Genomic DNA, 18,305 nt, shown 5'->3' with positions numbered 1-18,305 from the left:
GGACACCGCGTGCCCTCGGACGGCACGCGTTATCGTTGACCACCATCGCGAGCAGGCTCGCTCCTACAGGGGAAAGGTGTCAGGCGTTCATTTCGGCGGCGAGCAATTTCACCAGTGCCGCCGCCGGCATTTCCCGGGCCAGTGGCGCGCCCTGCCCGGCCCACTGCACGGCGAAGTCGCTGTTGGCCTTGGCGGCTGCGGCGGCGTTGAGCGCCTTGTTGGCGTCGTAGGCGATGGGGTAATCCGGCAGCGCCGGGGCATTGGCCTCCAGGCTGGTGAAGTTACGGTTGACCATGCCTCGGGCGGGACGACCGGAAATCACGCTGGTGACCCGGGTCTGGTGGGCACGCGGGCCTTTCAGGGCGTCACGGTAGGCGACGCTGGCCGAGGACTCCGGGCAGAGGATAAATGCCGTACCCAGTTGCGCGGCACTGGCGCCCAACTGCATGACCGCCTTGATGCCCGCGCCGTCCATGATGCCGCCCGCCGCGATGACCGGCAGCCGGCATGCCTCGCTCAGCACCCGCACCAGGGCGAAAGTGCCCATCTCGCTGTCCTGCCGCGCATCGAACACCCCGCGATGGCCCCCGGCTTCATAACCTTGCGCCACCAGGGCATGCACACCGGCACGCTCTGCCTGCTGCGCTTCAGCCAGATTCGTCACCGAACACAGCAGGACAATGCCGGCGTCCTTGAGCGCATCGATGGCCGATTGCGGCGGCAGGCCGAAATGGAAACTGACGACGGCGGGTTTCTCTTCGACCAGCATTTGCAGCATGCCGGCGTCTTCGACGAACGAGGTGTAGATCTCACGCAGCGAAGTGGGCGCGGCAGCGTCGAATTCGGCAAAAAACGTCGCGAGAAAATCCAGCCACTGCGACTCGCGCACGCTGTCCTGCACTGCTGGCGCGTGGCAGAACACATTGACGTTGAAGGGCTTGTCCGTCAGCGCCGCCGTCTCGCGCAGCATGGCCCGCGCCTGCTCGACGTTGCTCGCGCCGATACCGATGGAACCGAGCCCGCCGGCGTTGGACACCGCTACCGCCAGCTTTGGCGTGGAGACGCCAACCATCGGTGACTGAATGATCGGCAGTGCAATGTTCAGCAGGGACAACAGAGGATTGGACATGGCGACACCTGAACGTGAGGAATGAAGGAAAACCTAGGCTCTCCAGTCAGAAAGGCTGCCCGGCCCCGGTGGAGGGTGGGTGCGACCGGCAGACCCAGCGTAAGGCAGGGACTTAATCATGTAAAATGATGATTATTGATCTAATGAATCATTAATAATGAATCAAAGAGGCCGGAGTGGAGACCCTCTGTAGGAGCGAGCTTGCTCGCGATGGACATCAACGATAACGCCGGCCGTCTGAATAAACACGGTGTCCGGGCGTTTTTCGCGAGCGGGCTCGCTCCTACAGTTGGGTCAGGGTACAGCTGCAAACTCAGAGGCCGCCCTCAACACGCTTAAGCAAATACCTCGCCCGCTCGGACAAGCGCCGCTGCCAGTCTGGCGCCAATCCGGCCACCGCCGCCAGCGCCAACAAGTCATCGATCAACGGCCGGTGCGCCAGCTGAACCTGCCAGAACCGGTCGATGGAAAATCGTTCGCTATGCCGCTCCAGCAGCTCAATCACGTCACCCGCTTGCACAAAACCCGGTTGCAGGACCCGGTAGTACCAACCGGTGATGCGCTCCCGGGCGACGAACATCGACATGTGTTCGGCATCAAAGCGGTGATTGATCTTCCAGCACGGGCTGCGCGGCTGGGACACCTGCAACACGGCGCTGCCGACCTGGAACACGTCACCAATGTGCACGTTGCATTCACAGAGGCCGAGCGCCGAAATATTCTCCCCCAGGCTGCCCGGCACCAGTTGCGCGGCACTGTCGGCGAAGGCGTGCGCCAGGCGCCCGTAATTCTGCGCGGCGTACTGGTGCACCGCCTTTTCCGGACCGCCGTGCACACGGGTGTCGCCATGCTGGTCACCGACAATGCCCTGCCGCTCGACGCGGACCGGACCTGCATGCCGTTGCTTGAAGATGCCCGTGCGCTGTCCTTCGGGCTGCAACACCCCCAGGCCACCGGCAAACACGTGGTCAATTTTCGTCATCAGAGTCATTGGTCGACTTACGCTCGCTACCCGGTTTTGATCACTTTACTTACGGCTGTCGGCAGCCGTAAAGTGATCGTTAAATATGTCCATAATCACTTTTAGAGATGGATGGTGACGATCATGGAAATGCGCCAACTGAAGATTTTCTGCGCCGTGGCCGAGCTGGGCAGCTTCACCGCCGCGGCGTTGCAGGTGAATACGGTGCAATCCAACGTGACCATGCGTGTGAAGGAGCTGGAAGCCGAGCTCAATCGCGAGCTGTTCATCCGCAAGAAATCCGGGGTGGTGCTGACGTCGGCGGGCGAGACCTTCCTCGGCTATGCGCGGCGCATCCTGCAACTGACCGACGAGAGCCGCAGTGCCTTGATGGACACCGGCAGCCCGACCGGACTTTTGCGCCTGGGCTCGATGGAAACCACCGCCGCGATCCGCTTGCCCCAGGTGCTGACCAAATACCGCGAGCAATACCCCCAAGTGCAGTTGTCGTTGCTGACCGGCACCACGGTCGAACTGATCAAGGCAATAGAAGCCCATCGGCTCGACGGCGCCTTTGTCGGCGGGTTCCACCAGAATTCGGCCTTGACCCAGGAAGAAGTGTTTAGCGAGGAGCTGGTGCTGGTCAGCAGCAGCCAGTTCGACTCCCTGCCGGCGCTGATGGACAAGATGCCCCAGCAAACGGTGCTGGTGTTCCGCACAGGCTGCTTCTATCGCTCGACCCTGGAAAACTGGTTCTATCAGGTGGGACTGGTGCCCAACCAGATCATGGAACTGGGCACGCTCGACGGCATCCTGTCCTGCGTCGCGGCGGGCATGGGCGTGACCTTGCTGCCCAAGGCCATCGCCGAGAATTGCAGCGTGCGCCACGCGATCCGCTGGCACACCCTGCCCCCGCAATTCGCCCACGTTTCCACGGTGTTCATCCGCCGCAACGACTCGATGATCACCTCGGCGATGAGCGCGTTCATTGGGATGGCGCAGCAGCAGAATGCACGGCCGGCCACCGTCTGAAAAATACCAACACCCCCTGTGGGAGCGGGCTTGCTCGCGAAGGCGGTGTGTCAGCCATCGTTGATGTCAGCTGACCTGACGCCTTCGCGAGCAAGCTCGCTCCTACAGGGGATTGAGTCAGCCGAGCATTCTGATTGGCTCATTCAAGATCACAGGCACTTGATCCAGCCCACGAACAAGCTCCGCCACCCGCTCCGCCGCCGGCACCACACTGTGGATCTTGCCCACCCCCTGCCCCGCATACAGCGACAGTTTCTTGGCCAGTCGCGGCTTGTCGATCGCTCGCGCACCGCCACCCATGAAGCGCAGCAGGTTCCATTTGTCGCGGTTAGGGATCACCCGGTGCGGTGTGCCGTAGGTCCAGCCGAACGAATAGCCGGTGCGGTATTCGGTGTCATCGGTGCTCGCCTCGACGATCTTCTGTTTGTACAGCGGGTGCGCGTTCGACTCCTCGGTGGCAATGAACGCCGTGCCCACCACCACCCCGGAGGCGCCCAGGGACATCAGCGCCCGCACATCGTCACCGTGAACGATCCCCCCCGCCGCCAACACCGGCCGACCTTCGGCCACGCCCAGGATCGAGGTCAGCAACGGCATGATGCCGATGGTGCCGCGATTGAGGTGCCCGCCGCTTTCACTGCCCTGAGCGATGATGATGTCCGCGCCCTGGGCGATGGCGATGTTGGCCAGCTCCACCGACCCCGCCTGCACCATCACCACCAGCCCCGCATCCTTCGCCCGGGGGATCATGTCGGCGGCATATTGCTCGGCATAAAACAGCGACAGCAGTTTGGGCTTTTCCTTGAGGATCACCTGGAACTGCGCTTCGAACACATCCGGGCCGCCGAACTGCGGCACCAGGTTCACGCCAAAGGGCTTGTCGGTGAGCGCGCGGGTTTCCTGGATCCAGCGGCGCAACGCCAGGGGCGGCAGGCGCAGGCCGCCCATGACGCCCATGCCCCCGGCATTGGCCACCGCCGCGACCAGTTGCGGCCCGGAAATCGCGGCCATGCCGCCGAGAAAAACCGGGTATTTCACGCCGCAGAGCCGGGTGATGTCGTTACCCGCAAAATCGAATTCGTGCATGACTCACAGCTCCACATGTTTGCCAAGCATCCGCTTGAGCGTGTTGTTCTTCAGGAGAAAGTGATTCTTGACCGCGCCGAAGATGTGCAGCGCCAGGCCGGCGAGGAATGCCGAGGCACCGATGTTGAACAGCACATCGACCACCTGCTTCAACGTTTGGTTGGCCGGCAGCAGGGTCGGTATCGCCAGGCCGCCGGGCAGTTCCAGCGCCTGCCCGGCCGCCGCCCGTGAAGCCCAGACGGCGATGGGCAGCAGCACCATCGCCAGGGCCAGCGACACCGCCACCGAGCGGCTGATGATCACTTCGATGGGGTTGGGCGTGCCCACCGGCAACGGATGATAGGACGTGATCCGCGCCCAGAAACGGTAGGTCGAGACCAGGAACAGCAGCAGGCCCAGCAGGTTTTGCACCCTGCCGAGTTCCTGTTGAACGGCCTCGCCGGACACGTAATCGCTCATCACTTGCAGGATGAAAATGCCCAGCAGGGAAAACGCCACGATCCAGTGCAGGGCAACGGTGATCGGTGAAAATCTCAGGCCATTGTCGCGTAATTGCATGGCTGACTCCTTTTGCAGCGTTCGCAAAATAGTGGGGTTCAGTGATTGACCGCTTGCGAGGCCCCAAGCCCGGTCTGGGCACGGATTAACTGGTCGTCGAAACGCTCGCGCTCAAGCCCTGCCCCATGGCTGCGGTCGGTGACCGAGCCCAGCCAGGTGAAGAAGAACGCCACGTTCATCGAGATGATCGCCGGGTAGTCGTAGGGGAAAATCGCGTCGGCGTTGCCCAGCACCTTGACCCAGACCGCCGGCGAGAGAATCACCAGGCCGACCGCGCTGACCAGCCCGGCGACACCGCCGATCAATGCACCGCGAGTGGTCAACCCCTTCCAGTACATCGAGAGCACGAGGATCGGGAAGTTGACCGAGGCCGCCACGCCGAAGGTCAGCGCCACCAGAAAGGCGATGTTCTGATCCTTGAACAAAATCCCCAGCACCACGGCAACGATGCCGATCCCGACCGAAGCGATCCGCGACACACGGCGCTCGTCTTTGGCATCGGCCTTGCCCTTCTTGACCACCATCACATACAGGTCATGGGAAATCGCCGAGGTGCCGGCCATCGTCAGCCCGGACACCACCGCCAGAATCGTCGCGAACGCCACCGCCGAGATGAAGCCCAGCAGCAAATCGCCGCCCACGGCCTTGGCCAGGTGCATCACCGGCATGTTGCCGCCGCCGATCAGCTTGCCGGCCAGGTTGCCGTTTTCGTAGAAGGCCGGGTCCTGCCCGACGATCACGATGGCGGCCAGCCCCAGCACGGCGACGATCAGGTAGAAGAAGCCGATGAAGCCGGTGGCGACGAACACTGATTTGCGCGCCTGCCTGGCATCCGGCACGGTGAAGAAGCGCATCAGGATGTGCGGCAATCCCGCCGTGCCGAACACCAGGCCCAGTGACAAGGAGATCAACGACAGCGGATCGGCCACCAGTTTGCTCGGCAGCAGAATCCGCTCGCCATCGTGGTGCGCGGCCACGGCTTTTTCGAACAAGAGATCGAAGGAAAAACCGAACTTGCTCAGCGCCAGGAACGCCAGCAACGTGCCGCCCAACAACAGCAACCCGGCCTTGATGATTTGCACCCAGGTGGTGGCGACCATGCCGCCGAAGGTGACGTAGACCGCCATCAACAGGCCGACGGCGACCACCGCGTAGTTGTAAGGCAGACCGAACAACAGCTGGATCAACTGCCCCGCGCCGACCATCTGCACTACCAGATAAAAGCACACCACCGTCAGCGAGCCGAAGGCGGTCATGGTGCGGATACGGTTTTGATCGAGTCGGAAAGACGCGATGTCCGAGATGGTAATGCGCCCCAGGTTGCGAATGCGCTCGGCGAACAGGAACAACAGCAACGGCCAGGCGACAAAGAAACTGATCGAGTACAGCACGCCGTCAAAGCCGTTGAAGAAGATCATGCTGGTGACGCCCAGCAACGCCGCCGCCGACATGTAGTCGCCGGCCAGCGCCAGGCCGTTCTGGAAGCCGGTGATGCCGCCGCCGGCATTGTAGAAATCGTCCATGGATTTGGTCTTGGAGGCGGCCCAGTAGGTGATGCCCAGGGTCGTCACGACGAAGACCAGGAACATACTGATCGCGGTGATGTTCACCGGTTGTTTTTCGACGTTTTGCAGGACGTCGCCGGCCATGGCGCGCGCCGCCAATGTGCTCAGCAGGATCGGCAGGATGAGGTTTCGCAGCACGTGTTTCATACGATCGCCCCCTCGCGGATTTGCGCGGTCAGTGCATCGAACTCACCGTTGGCCCGCAGGATGTAGAGCCCGGTGAACAACCAGGCACCGACGATAAACACCAGGCCCAGGGGCCAGCCGATGTTGATGATGCTGGTGGCGGAAAGCTTCGTCGCTAGCAGGTGGGGGGCGAAGGCGGCGACGAGGATGAACGTGAAGTACGGGACAAGGGTGGCGGCGGTAAGGCCGGCGACGAATCTTCGTTGCCGCGAGACCAGTTCCTTGTAACGGGGGTGGTTGCGAATTCTGGCTGATTCGGTTGCATGGTTCACGTTGACTCCGTGTAGCAGTGGTGACGTTATTGTTGTTCCACAGCCTCAGATTCGAAGACTCGATCCGCCACTGGCTGCGGTATCTGTGCCCCTTCAACCTATGCCCGGCTCATGATCATGTAAAATGATCATTTGTGATTCCGTTGATCGTTTTTGGTGAATCTGCACGCCCTTCCCGCTTGCCTTCCAGGCCCTGCGCCCCTAATCTCAATCAGGCTTCAGATACAGCCTGAGTTATTCCTTTTAGAGATAGGTGAGTGCGATGGATGTAGCAGACCTCAAGGTGGTGGATGCCGTCGCGCGCCACGGCAGCATGAACAAGGCCGCCAGCGAGCTGAACACCGTGCAGTCGAACGTGTCGGCGCGGATTCGCTCATTGGAAGACGAGCTGGGCGTGGCGCTGTTTCAACGCAGCGCCAAGGGTGTGCAGGTGACGCCCGCGGGCCGGCGCATCCTGCCCTTCGCCGCCCGGCTCTCGAAATTGCTGCTCGATGCCACCAGCGCCGCTCGCGATGACGGCCATCCCAAGGGCGTGCTGGAAATCGGCACGCTGGAGACCACCCTGGCCCTGCGTCTGCCGCGCCTGATCGCCCAGTTCGCCAAGGCGTATCCCGAGGTTCGCCCGGTGGTGCGCACCGGCACGACCTGCAGCCTGATCCAGGGCGTCATTGACTGTAAGCTCGAAGGCGCGTTTGTCGCCGGGCCGGTCAATCACCCGGAGCTGCACAGCGAAGAGGCGTTTCGCGAAGAGCTGGTGCTGGTCACCTCACCGACCTTTCGCAGCCTGGAAGACATCGCCGGGGTGGAAAACCTCAAGACCGTGGTGTTCCGCATCGGCTGCTCGTATCGCCAACGCCTCGACACCCTGCTGACCAGCCTCGGCATCGTCGCCCCCGAGCCGCTGGAATTCGGCTCGATCGAAGCCATCATCGCCTGCGTGTCGGCAGGCGTCGGGATTACGCTGTTGCCCAGGGGCGTTGTCGCCAGCGCGGCCCGCGACGGGGTGGTCGCGGTTCATGATCTGCCGGCGCACATGGCAGAAGTGGAAACCGTGTTCGTGCGGCGCATCGACGGCTATTACTCAAGCGCCCTGGCCACCTTCCTGCACAGCGTGCGCCAGGACGCTGTCGCTGCCCCGGTCCTGGCTAGCGTGGCGCTGTAGTGCGATCGGCGATGCCGGGCATGGCATAAAAACGGCTTTTCACCCAGGCGTTGATCCCGGCACACAGCACCAGCAGCGCGCCCGTCACCAGGAACACGTGGTGCAAGCCGAAATGCGCGCCGATCTGGCCGCCGATCAACGGCCCGATCACCTGCCCGGAGAACTGCGCCGATTGCAGGTAGCCGAGGATTTTTCCGGTGCTGTGCTCTTCCACCGAATGGCGGATCAGTTTGGCGATGGCCGGCAGCAGGCCGGCGATGGTCATGCCCATCAGGCCGCGCAGCACCGCCAGTTGCCACCACTGCGTGACGAACGCCTGGGGCACCATGACGATGCCGGTCAACACCAGGCAACCGATGATCACGTTCCAACTGCCGACACGGTCGGCCAACGCGCCCAACCGGGCGGCGGTCAAAATACTGCCCAGCGCCGAACAGGCCATCACTACCCCGGCGATCTTCGCCTGATCATCGAAAGCCACGCCCAGGTGGCCGATGTAGACGGTAATGATCGGCTCGATCGACATGTTGGCCAGCAGCACCATCATCGCCGTCATCAGCAACGCGGCGATGATTGGCCAGCGGGCACTGACGCCTTCGACCGGAGCGGTTTTACCGCGCCGCGCGCCGTCCACCCCACGATCGAAATCCTCGCGAATCAACACCAGGGTGGTGATCGCCGCCACCGCAATCATCGCCCCGCCGACAAAAAAAGTGCCGCGAATGCCCACCAGTTGCGGCAGGAATCCGCCCACCAGCGGCCCGATCAGATTGCCGGACAAGGCCCCGGTCGACAGCACGCCGAGCGCCCAACCGGCCTTTTCCCGTGGCACCTGGGAGCCGATCATCACAATCGATGCCGAGGCGTAGCCGCCGATCAGCCCGGCGACCAGGCGCAGCAGCACCAGGTCGGTGACATTGCGTGCCAGCCCGATCAGCGACATCACTATTGCCATGCCGATGGCCGCGCGAATCAGCATGGGTTTGCGACCGTAACGGTCCGCCAGCCGGCCCCACAACGGCGCGGTGATCGCCGTGCCGAAAAACGTGGCGCCGAAGGCCACGGCCGACCACTGCACGACATCGGCCTGGTCCGTGACGCCCAGTTGTTGCACGTAGAGCGGCAAGAACGGCAACAGCATGCTCAGGCTCACCAGGGTGGTGAACGAACCAAACACACAGACAGCCAGGTTGCGCCGCCAATAGGCAAGATTGCGATCGGCATAATTCACTGGGACAGGTGCTCCGAGGTTGAACGCGGGGCGCTTCGCAGTGCCGCCGCCACATCGATGGCAAAAGCCATCAACATGGCCGCCGTGCCGATCATGAACAGCAGGCTGTAGTTGCCGCCGCTGTAGGAAAACAGAAACGACAGGCCATAGGCGGCAATCGCCTGGAACAAGGCGAAACCCACCGTGGCGGTTTGCCAGGCCGCCTGTTGTTGGGCGGGATGCCTGGCGAGGATTTCATGCAGCCGACCGAGCACCAGCGGCACGGTGCCCGTGACAAAGGCACCGACGATCACGCTCGACGCCATCAACCAGACAGTCCCGAGCCCGAACGCCGGCACCGCAACGCTGAGGGCTTCGATGATGAACGACACCCGCAACGCGCGACCGAAGCCCACCCGGTCGGCCAGCACACCCGCCAGCAGCGGGCCGAGGGTCGCGCCGATGCCGAACAGCACCCAGTACTGTGCGCCTGTCTGCAGGCCCTGGCCGAGACCCCGGGCGACGAAATCCACCAGGAAAATCATGTGCGGCACCCAGCCGGCGGCGTTAAGCGCGTACTCGACATACAGCGCCTTGAGGGTTCCAGTGGGTGGCACGCGGCGGTGATGGCTGGCGCCGGCCACCGGCGCGTTGTCGCTCGGCCATCCGCGCCAGGCAATGGCGGTCAGCAACAGGGCGATCACCCCCAATCCCAGCCAGGTTTGCGCAAGCCCCTGTTGCAGCAACAGCGGCACCAGGGTGCCGGACGCCGCAATCCCGACCCCCACCCCCATGAAAATCACCCCGCCGGCCAGGCCTCGGCGCGAGGGCGGTACGTGGGCCAGGACCGTGGGCGCCGCCAGCACCATCAGCGCCCCACCGCTAACGCCGGACAGAAATCGCCAGCCGAAGAACCAGGCAAAGGACACGGGATACGCGCAGGCGAAAAAGGCAAGGCTGGCGAGCAGCATCATCGCCCGGAGGGTGAACCGGGTGGACGTTTTCGCCGCCAGTGAACGCCCGAACAGCGCCCCCGCCAGATACCCCGCCAGGTTGGCCGCGCCGAGATAAGCCGCCTTGGACGCGTCAAACCAGTGAGCACCGACAATCGCCGGCAGCAGCGGCGTGTAGGCAAAGCGCGCCAGGCCAATCCCGACAAGGCTCGCCGAAAAACCCGCCACGGTGCCGCGCCAGGGGTTGGCGGGGGGTTGCGCCGTCGCGGTGATCGCTGGCTTTACGCTGTTCATCATCTGCCCTTCCATTCTTCAGTTGGGCGGACTCTACGCGCGAAGGCGATATCTCAAGAAGCGAATTAAACAGGCAACGGTTATCTGCAAACAAGATACATACCTGACATCAAGATGCACGCAAACCCTGTGGGAGCGGGCTTGCCCGCGAAGACGGCATTCCAACCACAGCAGATGTAGAGGATGTGCCGTCCCCTTCGCGGGCAAGCCCGCTCCCACAGGGTTTGCGTGCACCACCAAGGCGATGTGTTTGATTACACGATGTATCAACAGTAATTACCGAGGACCGGTATATCTCCAAACCACAGCTTCTTACAGTGGCCGATCCACTCCGTCCCCTTACGCCAAGAGTGATCCTTCATGCCCCACGACTTGACCCGCCTCGATGCCGCCCTCGCTGCCTACCCCAGGGCAACACTGCTCGAAGGCCCGACACCGATCCAGAAACTCTCCCGCTTGAGCCAGTTGCCCGACATGAACGGCTGCAACCTCTACGTCAAACGCGACGACCTGACCGGTCTCGGCGGTGGTGGCAACAAGCTGCGCAAACTGGAATTCCTGCTCGGCGAAGCACTGGCCGCAGGCGCCGACACCCTGGTGACCTGGGGCGGTTTCCAATCCAACCATGCCCGGCTGACCGCCGCGGTCGCCGCCCGCCAGGGCCTCGCCTGCGTATTGATCCTGACCCCCTCAGCCGTGCGCAACGACGATGACTTCTGCCACAACGGCAACGTCCTGCTGGACGATCTGTTTGGCGCGACAGTCCATCGGCTGCCGCGAGGCCTGGCGCCGGACACCTATGCAGCCGAGCTTGTCGACACGCTCAAGGCCCAAGGCAAGAAACCCTTCGTCATGCCGCTGGGCGGTTCCAGCCCACGGGGCAGCCTGGGCTATGCCGCCTGCGCGGCAGAAGTGCTGCGCCAGGCCGATGCGCTGGGCATTCAATTTGACCGGATCATCGTCCCCAACGGCAGCGCCGGAACCCATTCGGGATTGCTGGCGGGCGTTACCCTGGCCCAATCGTCCACACAAATCGTTGGCTACTCGGTACTGGCCACCCAGGAACAGGCATCGGCCACCACCCTGGAAAAAACCCGGCAAACCCTGCAGCTCCTCGACCCGTCCGCCGCCCTGGCCGACAACGCAATCCACATCGACGGCAGCCAGCGCGGCGAAGCCTACGGCGCGCCGACCCACACCATGCTCGAAGCCGTGCGCCTGCTGGCTTCCCGGGAAGGCTTGCTCACCGACCCGGTCTACGGCGGCAAGGCCTTCGCCGGACTGCTGGCCGCCGTACGCCGGGGCGATTACCCGGCGGGCAGCAACCTGCTGTTCGTGATGACCGGTGGCTTGCCGGGGTTGTTTGCCTATCGCAGTGCGTTTGACTAGCGCTGCGGTGAGGGAAGTTTTGCAGCGGCCATAAAAAAACCTCCCCGGCTAAAAACACGGGGAGGTTGGGTTTACGCAGAACAATCAGCCCTGAGCTTTGCTCATTTTGGTGAACAGTTCGGTAGGCACTTTCTTGCCGTTGGAAGTGAACTGGTTGGTGCGGTATTTGTAGACTTCGCCTTCGGAGAGGAAGCCGTCGCCGTTGGTGTCCATCGCCTTGAATTCTTCAGCGCCCTGAGGGGCTACGGTCAGCAGTTCTTTGAGCGATACGCGGCCGTCGTGGTCGGTGTCGGTGCGGGCGAACGAGGCGTCGCCGCATTTGCCTTCACCGCACTTGCCTTCACCGGCCTTGGTCACCTTGGCGCCGGTTTCGCTGGCGCCGCATTTGCCTTCGCCACATTTGCCTTCGCTGGTCTTTTCCGCCGCGGCGAGTTGGTAGCCTTGTGGCAGTGCGTCAGCGGCGAAAGCGGACGAGGCGAGGTTCATGCTGCCGGCCAGTGCAACTGCGATCAGGCCAATGCGAGATTTGTTCGACATACGGGACATGGTTGTTACTCCGGATACAGTGTGCGGCCAGGCCGCTAGGGTCATGCCACAAGGGCGATAAGCCGTGGTGCGAGAGGCGTTTGCTTTCTCGCTAAGGCAGGGCTATTTGACTGCAACCGTGTATCCCGGATGTATCCGGATCGAGGGGCATTTGTAAGCCAGTCTGCGCAGAGCGGGTCCGGATACACGGCGATACAGAAGCCCTGCTCTTTTGGTCCTGGCGAACGCAAAGCCCCGGAGGTTTCCAACTTCTGTCATCCCCGTGGCGAGGGGAATTCGTTCATCGGCACCGCGAACACTGCGCTGGCACGCGCAACCGCTCGCTCACCGACATACAGGCCAACGGTGGCAAACGCCAGTTGTCGTCCTTTTTTGGAGTGCTCAAGCCGCACCTCCAACCACTCGTTGATCTGCACGGCGCTGAGATAATCCAGGGTCATGCTTGCCGTGATCAATGGCTGCGGCGGGTCGCTGGAAAAGGCCATGGCGTAGCCCATGCCCACATCTGCCAGTGTCGCCAGAACACCTCCATGCAGGGTGCCACGGCCATTGGCGTGCCGTGAGTCCGTGCGTAATCCAAGTTCCAGTTGCAAGCCACTGCCCCGGCAGTAGATCGGGCCAAGCAAATCGAGCAGCGGGCTACTGCGGGTCAGCGGGTTAAACCCTTCGGGAATGACGGTGTCGTTCATGGTCCTTCCTTGTTCCGGTTATGAGCGGTGTCGTTGATCTGAATGTGCAGGTTCAGCCTTGAGGGTTTAGTGGTGATCTCGGGATGGGGCAAGGATCATGCGCATGGGGAATTGGCAGTGATAAGGGCTCTCACGCGCCTGCCGGTGCAGCAGGCGTGTGAACTCACGGAAATACCACCGCTGGGCCGACAGCCGTTTTCATCACAAAAGCGGCAGTGAGGTTTTCAACGTGTCCGCATCCACGGCCGGCATCTCGAAGTTTTCCAGAACCAGCAGGGTGCCGTTTGAAAGCTGCCAGTCGAACAGGTCGCCAAGGTCGCCCTTGGCCAATGCGCGGATGATCTTGGCCACGAAGCCGTGGGCAACGAGCAAGACTTTTTTTGCGGGATAGCTCGATTGCAGTGCTACCAGCCCCTCGCTCACCCGCTTCACCACGTCGGCAATTGACTCGCCACCGGTGGGCCCGATATCCCAGCGTCGGGTGATGTTTTGCGACCACAGCTGCGGGTATCGCGTGCTTGCTTCGGCTTGAGTCAAGCCCTCGAACACCCCGACATCACGCTCTCGAAAACAGTCGAGGATTTCGACCGGCAGGCCGAGCCTTTGATTGAGAATATCGGCGGTTTCCCTGGCCCTCAGTCGGGGGGAAACGATGAGCACGTCGAGATCTCCAGGCAAATATTCCTTAAGCGCAAGCGCTTGCCCGCGCCCCCGTTCGGTCAGCGCTGGATCCAGTGATCCAAGGTAACGCTGCTCAGCGTTGGCCCAGGTTTCACCGTGTCGCACGACATAGACATCCATGAAATCCATCTCATTAAGCAAAGAGTGCCGACTCTATCAGTTGGCGAGGGGTTTATTCATTGATTACACAGTGTATCAACTGATGTTTCAGATCGTGCGTTTATCCCAGTGCTCAACACAAATATAGTGACCCCATGCGTTTAGAAAAACAGTCGCCGACCCTTTACAGCGGGTTGGCAGTCGCGGGATACCCAACGTTGAGCACGCAAATGACCCTGAAAGTTGCTGTCATCTATCACAGTGGATACGGACACACCGCCAATGTTGCCAAGGCGGTAGCGCGCGGTGCGCAAAGTGTCGAAGGCACACAGAGCCTGCTGGTGCAGGTCGAGGAAATCGACCAGCACTGGGATGCGCTGGAGAAGGTGGACGCCATCATCTTCGGAACCCCGACTTACATGGGCAGTGCTTCGGCGCAGTTCAAGACTTTCATGGACGCGACATCCCACAAAGTATTCGCCAAGGGCGGCGTCTGGGCCGACAAGGTGGCGGCGGGCTTTACCAATGCGGCATCGCGTTCCGGCGACAAACTGGCGACGCTGCAACAGCTGATCATTTTCGCCGCCCAGCATTCCATGCATTGGGTCAACCTCGGCCTGCCACCTGGCCACAACAGTTCGACGACCACTGAAGACATGTTGAACCGGGACAGCTACTTCATTGGCGTCGGTGCCCAGTCCAACTTCGATGAAGGACCGGATACCGCCCCCAAACATCCCGACATCCTGACGGCAGAACACCTGGGTGCCCGGGTAGCCCGCGTTGCCCGGGAACTGGTAGAGGGTCGTCGCCAGCTTGCCGAACGCTTCGCTGAAAAAGCCGGGGACTTGCGATGAGCACGCCGATACGCATTGACTTCATCTCCGACATTGTCTGCCCCTGGTGCGCAGTCGGCCTGGGGGCCCTGGAGCAAGCAATCGAACGGCTGGAAGGTGAGGCCGTGGTCGAGATCCATTTCGAACCCTTTGAGTTGAACCCGCAGATGCCCGACGGCGGCCAGAACGCCGTTGAACACATCATGCAGAAATACGGTAGCAATGCCGCGGACGTCGCCAGGGGACAGGCGAGTATTCGCGCTGGCGGCAACAGCGTCGGGTTTCACTTCGATTTTGATAAGCGAACCCATTTCTACAATACGTTCGATGCCCATCGGCTGATGTTCTGGGCCGGCATTGAAGGGCTGCAACGCCCGCTCGCCCATGCCCTTTTCAAGGCTTACTTCACCTTGGGCCAGGACATCAGTTCCCATGGGACCCTGGCTCATATCGCCAGCGGCGTGGGCTTGTCCGAGGATCAGGCCCGCAGGGTACTTTCTTCAGCGCTGTACAGCGATGAAGTGCGCGAACGCGAGTCCCATTTTACCCGGCGCGGTATTCACTCGGTGCCTGCGGTGGTGGTCAACGGCCGTCAACTCATTTCCGGCGCGCAATCGGCGGACTACTACGAGCAGGCCCTGCGCAAGATCATTTCTTGAGGCAGCGTTTGACTTAGCCTTTTTTGGGTCGCCGCAGAACTCCACCTTTTGCTGCGGTGACCGTTTTATTCTTGGCGTTACTGAGGCGTCAGCGTGTAGTGGTAATGCACGGCCCCCGTGTCCGGATGCACCAGCCAGTAATCATCCTTGTCCTTCTTGAGTCGATAACACTCTTTGGAAATCTTCGCCGACGTGAAGCAAATCACGCCGTCCTTGACCGTCCAGCGCTCCGTTTCCGGTGGATTGCCGGACATCTTGAAGATGTCGGTGCCATCGGCATTGAAACTCAGCGAATAGGGCAAGCCCGACGTACCGATGTTATTCAGTTTGTTCCCGATCAGGGTGCTGCGGACCTGATCATCATCCAGCGCCACCGCCGATGCGGTAACCGGCTTGACCGTATTGCCCGCGTTTGAAGCGCAACCGGACAGGATCAGCGCAAGCAAGAAACAACTGCAATACCGAATATTCATGCCGCACCTCGGCTGATGCCACACGCCAAAACCACCACCCGTTTAATGAGCAGTGAACTTGTTGTTTGTTGTATTTTTCACACTATCAACAAACCAGATCGTGACCCCGTCGCTCAGTACCTTATTGCATTCCTTGCCATATTTTTGATAGCTGACACAGATGATGTCTTCTGTAATAACCCAAGTACCTGATTGCATCGGCTCGCTGGAAATTTGAATCATTGAAGTTCCATCAGGGTTCAGCGTTTCAGAAAAAGGATATCCGGTGGAGGTGACACTGGAGTGTTTGCGCCCTACGACCGTGGAGTTGATCTCGCTGCCACTGAGCTGTTTCGCGTTCGCCGGCGCATCGGCGTGGGCGTCGGCTGCGGCCTGGTGCCCCGAAGAAGAGCAACCAGCCATACACAGGAAGACAGCCGCGCAAAGGAGTAGCTTACTCATAACTTCCAGCCTTTTTCACTTTTAGCGAAATGGGATCCACAAGTTGAGAGTAGTCAGGCAACAGCTCACGAATATAATGATTCACGATAAAGTTAATAGCGCAGCCATTGAAATCAGCTGCGCTCTTCAAACATGTAAACTATCCGGACACAATAAAGTTAGTTCACGGTATATCGACTTTAGTTTCTCACCCGATCACTTTCGCATACACCGATCGATCAACATTGCCGCCGGATAAAATCACCCCCACCCGTTTTCCCGACATCGATTCGCGCTCCTGAATCAGTGCCGCCAACGCTGCCGCACCCGCCCCTTCTGCAAGATTGTGGGTATCGGTGTAATACACGCGCATGGCCTCGGCAATCTGCTCCTCGTTGACGGATACGATGCGCTGGGCACCCGCCGCGTAGACGGCAAAGGCCTCGGGTATGGGCTTGCGCACGGCCAGGCCGTCGGCAAAGGTGTTCGCCGAGGCGGTTTCGCACAGTTCTCCCGTTTCAAAGGACAACTTCGCGGCTTCAGCCTCCGTGGACACCACGCCCACCACCCGGGTATTCAGGCCCAGTGCATCGCGGGCGGCGATCACCCCGCAGATGCCCGAGCCACAGCCAATCGGCACATAGACGGTATCCAGGTCCGGCGCCGCCATGAACAGCTCCAGCGCATAAGTGGCCACGCCCTTGACCAGTTCGGTGTGGAATGGCGGCACCAGATAAAGGCCATGCTCGTGCGCCAGGCGCGCGGCTTCTTCCCGGGCCTCATCGAAGTCGCGACCGCACTCGACCACTTCGCCACCGAAGGCGCGCATGGCGTTGTTCTTTTCCACCGAGTTGCCTTGCGGCACCACAATCAGCGCCCGCAAACCCAGCGCGCCGGCGGCCAGCGCCAGGCTCTGGCCGTGGTTGCCACGGGTCGCGGTGACAATCCCCTGGATGCCGGGGTGCTCGCGTTTGAGCCAGTGCATGAAGGTAATGCCCCCACGCACCTTGAACGCTCCGGTCGGCGTGTGATTTTCGTGCTTGACCCACACCGTGCAACCCAACCGCTCGGCCAACAACGGCCATGGATACTGGGCGGTGGCCGGCATGACCTGGTAGACGTGGCGCGCGGCCTGTTCGATATCTTCGCGAGTCAGTGTGTGCATGAGTCGTTCTCCTGAAGGCTTGGCCCAGTCTAGACACGGGCGCCTGCCCCGGGCTTTCAAAAAACTGACCTGACTTTTGTCCCCGCTCTTCACTACTATGCGGTTCATGAACCATCGAAACCGCCCTCAACCTGCCCCTGCCGCTGAACCGATCCGTCGTATCGAGGCCGGGCCCTGGGCGATCGAATTACTGCCGGGCGCCGCCTACGCGACCCGCTATGTCGCGTCCCAGTCGGCGATTGGCTTCGCCTTCGACAGCCAGCGAGGCCTGCATGCCATCGGCAGCGATCGGGTACGGCCCTTCGATGCCCTGCCCAATGGCCTGGCGTTCGTCCCTGCCGGCTGTGACGTGTTGTCCGAATCGCCCAAGGGTGGTGAATACCTGCGGGTCATGCGCACCGACGGCATGACGTTGCCGGGCGATCGTGCGTTCAACAATCGTATCGATCCGCAGGCCATTACCCTCGCGCTGCGCATGCGCGCCGCGCTGTTAAGGCCGTCGGTGGAGGACGATTGGGAAGCCTGGGCACTCGGCCTGGCGCAACGGGCGAGTGGCCACGAAGGCGCGTCGGACCACATTCAAGGCACCCTCACCGGCAGCCGGATGCGCCTGCTCGATGAGTTCATCGCCGCCGGCCTCGACGGTCCGCTGGGTGTGCAGGACATGGCGGGATTGCTGGGGTTGTCCGATGGCTATTTCATGCGTGCCTTCAAGGCCGCGACGGGGCAAAGCCCCCACAGCTACCTGATCGACCGACGCCTCGCCAAGGCCCGCGCATTGATCCGCGATTCCACGGCCAGCCTGGCAGAGATCGCTCACAGCTGTGGCTTCAACTCACAGGCGCACATGGCGACCACGTTCAGGCAGCGCCTGGGGTTGAGCCCGGTGCAGTTGCGCAGGGGTTAAGGCCTCGTGTTAGTAAAAAGCCTAGCTGTGAAC

The 18,305-nt window shown here is 61.6% G+C and carries 20 protein-coding genes; 6 read left to right on the top strand and 14 right to left on the bottom strand.

Annotated elements, in window-relative coordinates:
• Positions 1–79: 79 nt before the first annotated feature.
• A complete protein-coding gene (locus F8N66_RS11310; RefSeq protein ID WP_150770251.1) occupies positions 80–1,129 on the bottom strand; it encodes an NAD(P)H-dependent flavin oxidoreductase in 1,050 nt (349 codons plus the stop codon).
• A gap of 313 nt (positions 1,130–1,442) precedes the next feature.
• Positions 1,443–2,111, bottom strand: coding sequence for an MOSC domain-containing protein (locus F8N66_RS11305; RefSeq protein ID WP_224790462.1), 669 nt, complete (start codon positions 2,109–2,111; stop codon positions 1,443–1,445).
• Positions 2,112–2,234: 123 nt separating this feature from the next.
• Between F8N66_RS11305 and F8N66_RS11300 the strand changes: the two genes are divergently transcribed.
• Positions 2,235–3,122: a LysR family transcriptional regulator gene (locus F8N66_RS11300; protein WP_150770249.1), complete on the top strand. Its 888-nt coding sequence runs from the start codon at positions 2,235–2,237 to the stop codon at positions 3,120–3,122.
• A gap of 117 nt (positions 3,123–3,239) precedes the next feature.
• Here the strand turns inward: F8N66_RS11300 and F8N66_RS11290 are convergent, their stop codons facing one another.
• Genes F8N66_RS11290 through F8N66_RS11275 form a run of 4 tightly spaced genes read right to left on the bottom strand, consistent with a single transcriptional unit; the run spans position 3,240 to position 6,789 of the window.
• Positions 3,240–4,208 (bottom strand): NAD(P)H-dependent flavin oxidoreductase, encoded by a 969-nt coding sequence (locus F8N66_RS11290; protein WP_150770248.1) that lies wholly within the window; start codon positions 4,206–4,208, stop codon positions 3,240–3,242.
• Between the two features lie 3 nt (positions 4,209–4,211).
• Positions 4,212–4,766, bottom strand: a complete 555-nt coding sequence (locus F8N66_RS11285) for a cytochrome b (RefSeq protein ID WP_150770247.1) — start codon at positions 4,764–4,766, stop codon at positions 4,212–4,214.
• 38 nt (positions 4,767–4,804) lie between these two features.
• Positions 4,805–6,478, bottom strand: a complete 1,674-nt coding sequence (locus F8N66_RS11280) for a cation acetate symporter (protein WP_150770246.1) — start codon at positions 6,476–6,478, stop codon at positions 4,805–4,807.
• Entirely contained in the window at positions 6,475–6,789 is a 315-nt protein-coding gene (locus tag F8N66_RS11275; RefSeq protein ID WP_150770245.1) for a DUF485 domain-containing protein, read from the bottom strand. Before F8N66_RS11275 ends, F8N66_RS11280 begins: the two co-directional genes overlap by 4 nt.
• A gap of 262 nt (positions 6,790–7,051) precedes the next feature.
• On the opposite strand from F8N66_RS11275, the gene F8N66_RS11270 reads away from it, so the two are divergent.
• Positions 7,052–7,951 (top strand): LysR family transcriptional regulator, encoded by a 900-nt coding sequence (locus tag F8N66_RS11270; RefSeq protein ID WP_150770244.1) that lies wholly within the window; start codon positions 7,052–7,054, stop codon positions 7,949–7,951.
• Here the strand turns inward: F8N66_RS11270 and F8N66_RS11265 are convergent.
• A complete protein-coding gene (locus F8N66_RS11265; protein WP_150770243.1) occupies positions 7,935–9,182 on the bottom strand; it encodes an MFS transporter in 1,248 nt (415 codons plus the stop codon). The two genes, F8N66_RS11270 and F8N66_RS11265, sit on opposite strands and share 17 nt — an antisense overlap.
• The gene (locus F8N66_RS11260) at positions 9,179–10,411 is read right to left on the bottom strand and encodes a YbfB/YjiJ family MFS transporter (protein ID WP_150770242.1); all 1,233 of its coding nucleotides are present in this window, start codon (positions 10,409–10,411) and stop codon (positions 9,179–9,181) included. Before F8N66_RS11260 ends, F8N66_RS11265 begins: the two co-directional genes overlap by 4 nt.
• A 357-nt stretch (positions 10,412–10,768) precedes the next feature.
• On the opposite strand from F8N66_RS11260, the gene F8N66_RS11255 reads away from it, so the two are divergent.
• Positions 10,769–11,797: a D-cysteine desulfhydrase family protein gene (locus F8N66_RS11255; protein ID WP_150770241.1), complete on the top strand. Its 1,029-nt coding sequence runs from the start codon at positions 10,769–10,771 to the stop codon at positions 11,795–11,797.
• Positions 11,798–11,881: 84 nt separating this feature from the next.
• Here F8N66_RS11255 and F8N66_RS11250 read toward each other — a convergent pair whose 3' ends face one another.
• The 3 genes from F8N66_RS11250 to F8N66_RS11240 all read right to left on the bottom strand — a co-directional run bounded on the left by F8N66_RS11250 (position 11,882) and on the right by F8N66_RS11240 (position 13,833).
• A complete protein-coding gene (locus tag F8N66_RS11250) occupies positions 11,882–12,343 on the bottom strand; it encodes a hypothetical protein (RefSeq protein WP_150770240.1) in 462 nt (153 codons plus the stop codon).
• Between the two features lie 254 nt (positions 12,344–12,597).
• Positions 12,598–13,032, bottom strand: coding sequence for a PaaI family thioesterase (locus tag F8N66_RS11245; protein WP_150770239.1), 435 nt, complete (start codon positions 13,030–13,032; stop codon positions 12,598–12,600).
• Between the two features lie 201 nt (positions 13,033–13,233).
• Positions 13,234–13,833, bottom strand: coding sequence for a histidine phosphatase family protein (locus F8N66_RS11240; RefSeq protein ID WP_150770238.1), 600 nt, complete (start codon positions 13,831–13,833; stop codon positions 13,234–13,236).
• Between the two features lie 209 nt (positions 13,834–14,042).
• Between F8N66_RS11240 and F8N66_RS11235 the strand changes: the two genes are divergently transcribed.
• On the top strand, positions 14,043–14,669 hold the full coding sequence (locus F8N66_RS11235; protein WP_224790461.1) for a flavodoxin family protein: 627 nt from the start codon (positions 14,043–14,045) through the stop codon (positions 14,667–14,669).
• Entirely contained in the window at positions 14,666–15,307 is a 642-nt protein-coding gene (locus F8N66_RS11230; protein ID WP_150770237.1) for a DsbA family oxidoreductase, read from the top strand. Before F8N66_RS11235 ends, F8N66_RS11230 begins: the two co-directional genes overlap by 4 nt.
• A 77-nt stretch (positions 15,308–15,384) precedes the next feature.
• Here the strand turns inward: F8N66_RS11230 and F8N66_RS11225 are convergent, their stop codons facing one another.
• The 3 genes from F8N66_RS11225 to F8N66_RS11215 form a co-directional block, all read right to left on the bottom strand.
• Positions 15,385–15,780: a hypothetical protein gene (locus F8N66_RS11225; protein WP_150770236.1), complete on the bottom strand. Its 396-nt coding sequence runs from the start codon at positions 15,778–15,780 to the stop codon at positions 15,385–15,387.
• A gap of 42 nt (positions 15,781–15,822) precedes the next feature.
• Positions 15,823–16,221, bottom strand: coding sequence for a hypothetical protein (locus F8N66_RS11220; protein ID WP_150770235.1), 399 nt, complete (start codon positions 16,219–16,221; stop codon positions 15,823–15,825).
• A gap of 187 nt (positions 16,222–16,408) precedes the next feature.
• Positions 16,409–17,365, bottom strand: coding sequence for a threonine dehydratase (locus tag F8N66_RS11215; protein WP_150770234.1), 957 nt, complete (start codon positions 17,363–17,365; stop codon positions 16,409–16,411).
• A 97-nt stretch (positions 17,366–17,462) separates the two neighbouring features.
• Here F8N66_RS11215 and F8N66_RS11210 point away from each other — a divergent pair, with 97 nt between their 5' ends.
• On the top strand, positions 17,463–18,272 hold the full coding sequence (locus F8N66_RS11210) for a helix-turn-helix transcriptional regulator (protein WP_150770233.1): 810 nt from the start codon (positions 17,463–17,465) through the stop codon (positions 18,270–18,272).
• The last annotated feature ends 33 nt before the right edge of the window (positions 18,273–18,305 follow it).

This window comes from Pseudomonas fluorescens (genome assembly GCF_902498195.1).
Taxonomy (GTDB): Bacteria; Pseudomonadota; Gammaproteobacteria; order Pseudomonadales; family Pseudomonadaceae; genus Aquipseudomonas; species Aquipseudomonas fluorescens_BU.
The sequence above is the reverse complement of the archived record's forward strand: the minus strand, read 5'-3'. Positions and strand labels throughout refer to the sequence as shown.

What these genes read in the sequence shown, in the direction of transcription:
- F8N66_RS11310 (WP_150770251.1), bottom strand. Translation starts at nt 1,129, where the DNA reads ATGTCCAATCCTCTGTTGTCCCTGCTGAACATTGCACTGCCGATCATT.
- F8N66_RS11305 (WP_224790462.1), bottom strand. Translation starts at nt 2,111, where the DNA reads ATGACGAAAATTGACCACGTGTTTGCCGGTGGCCTGGGGGTGTTGCAG.
- F8N66_RS11300 (WP_150770249.1), top strand. Translation starts at nt 2,235, where the DNA reads ATGGAAATGCGCCAACTGAAGATTTTCTGCGCCGTGGCCGAGCTGGGC.
- F8N66_RS11290 (WP_150770248.1), bottom strand. Translation starts at nt 4,208, where the DNA reads ATGCACGAATTCGATTTTGCGGGTAACGACATCACCCGGCTCTGCGGC.
- F8N66_RS11285 (WP_150770247.1), bottom strand. Translation starts at nt 4,766, where the DNA reads ATGCAATTACGCGACAATGGCCTGAGATTTTCACCGATCACCGTTGCC.
- F8N66_RS11280 (WP_150770246.1), bottom strand. Translation starts at nt 6,478, where the DNA reads ATGAAACACGTGCTGCGAAACCTCATCCTGCCGATCCTGCTGAGCACA.
- F8N66_RS11270 (WP_150770244.1), top strand. Translation starts at nt 7,052, where the DNA reads ATGGATGTAGCAGACCTCAAGGTGGTGGATGCCGTCGCGCGCCACGGC.
- F8N66_RS11260 (WP_150770242.1), bottom strand. Translation starts at nt 10,411, where the DNA reads ATGATGAACAGCGTAAAGCCAGCGATCACCGCGACGGCGCAACCCCCC.
- F8N66_RS11255 (WP_150770241.1), top strand. Translation starts at nt 10,769, where the DNA reads ATGCCCCACGACTTGACCCGCCTCGATGCCGCCCTCGCTGCCTACCCC.
- F8N66_RS11250 (WP_150770240.1), bottom strand. Translation starts at nt 12,343, where the DNA reads ATGTCCCGTATGTCGAACAAATCTCGCATTGGCCTGATCGCAGTTGCA.
- F8N66_RS11245 (WP_150770239.1), bottom strand. Translation starts at nt 13,032, where the DNA reads ATGAACGACACCGTCATTCCCGAAGGGTTTAACCCGCTGACCCGCAGT.
- F8N66_RS11240 (WP_150770238.1), bottom strand. Translation starts at nt 13,833, where the DNA reads ATGGATGTCTATGTCGTGCGACACGGTGAAACCTGGGCCAACGCTGAG.
- F8N66_RS11235 (WP_224790461.1), top strand. Translation starts at nt 14,043, where the DNA reads ATGACCCTGAAAGTTGCTGTCATCTATCACAGTGGATACGGACACACC.
- F8N66_RS11230 (WP_150770237.1), top strand. Translation starts at nt 14,666, where the DNA reads ATGAGCACGCCGATACGCATTGACTTCATCTCCGACATTGTCTGCCCC.
- F8N66_RS11225 (WP_150770236.1), bottom strand. Translation starts at nt 15,780, where the DNA reads ATGAATATTCGGTATTGCAGTTGTTTCTTGCTTGCGCTGATCCTGTCC.
- F8N66_RS11220 (WP_150770235.1), bottom strand. Translation starts at nt 16,221, where the DNA reads ATGAGTAAGCTACTCCTTTGCGCGGCTGTCTTCCTGTGTATGGCTGGT.
- F8N66_RS11215 (WP_150770234.1), bottom strand. Translation starts at nt 17,365, where the DNA reads ATGCACACACTGACTCGCGAAGATATCGAACAGGCCGCGCGCCACGTC.
- F8N66_RS11210 (WP_150770233.1), top strand. Translation starts at nt 17,463, where the DNA reads ATGCGGTTCATGAACCATCGAAACCGCCCTCAACCTGCCCCTGCCGCT.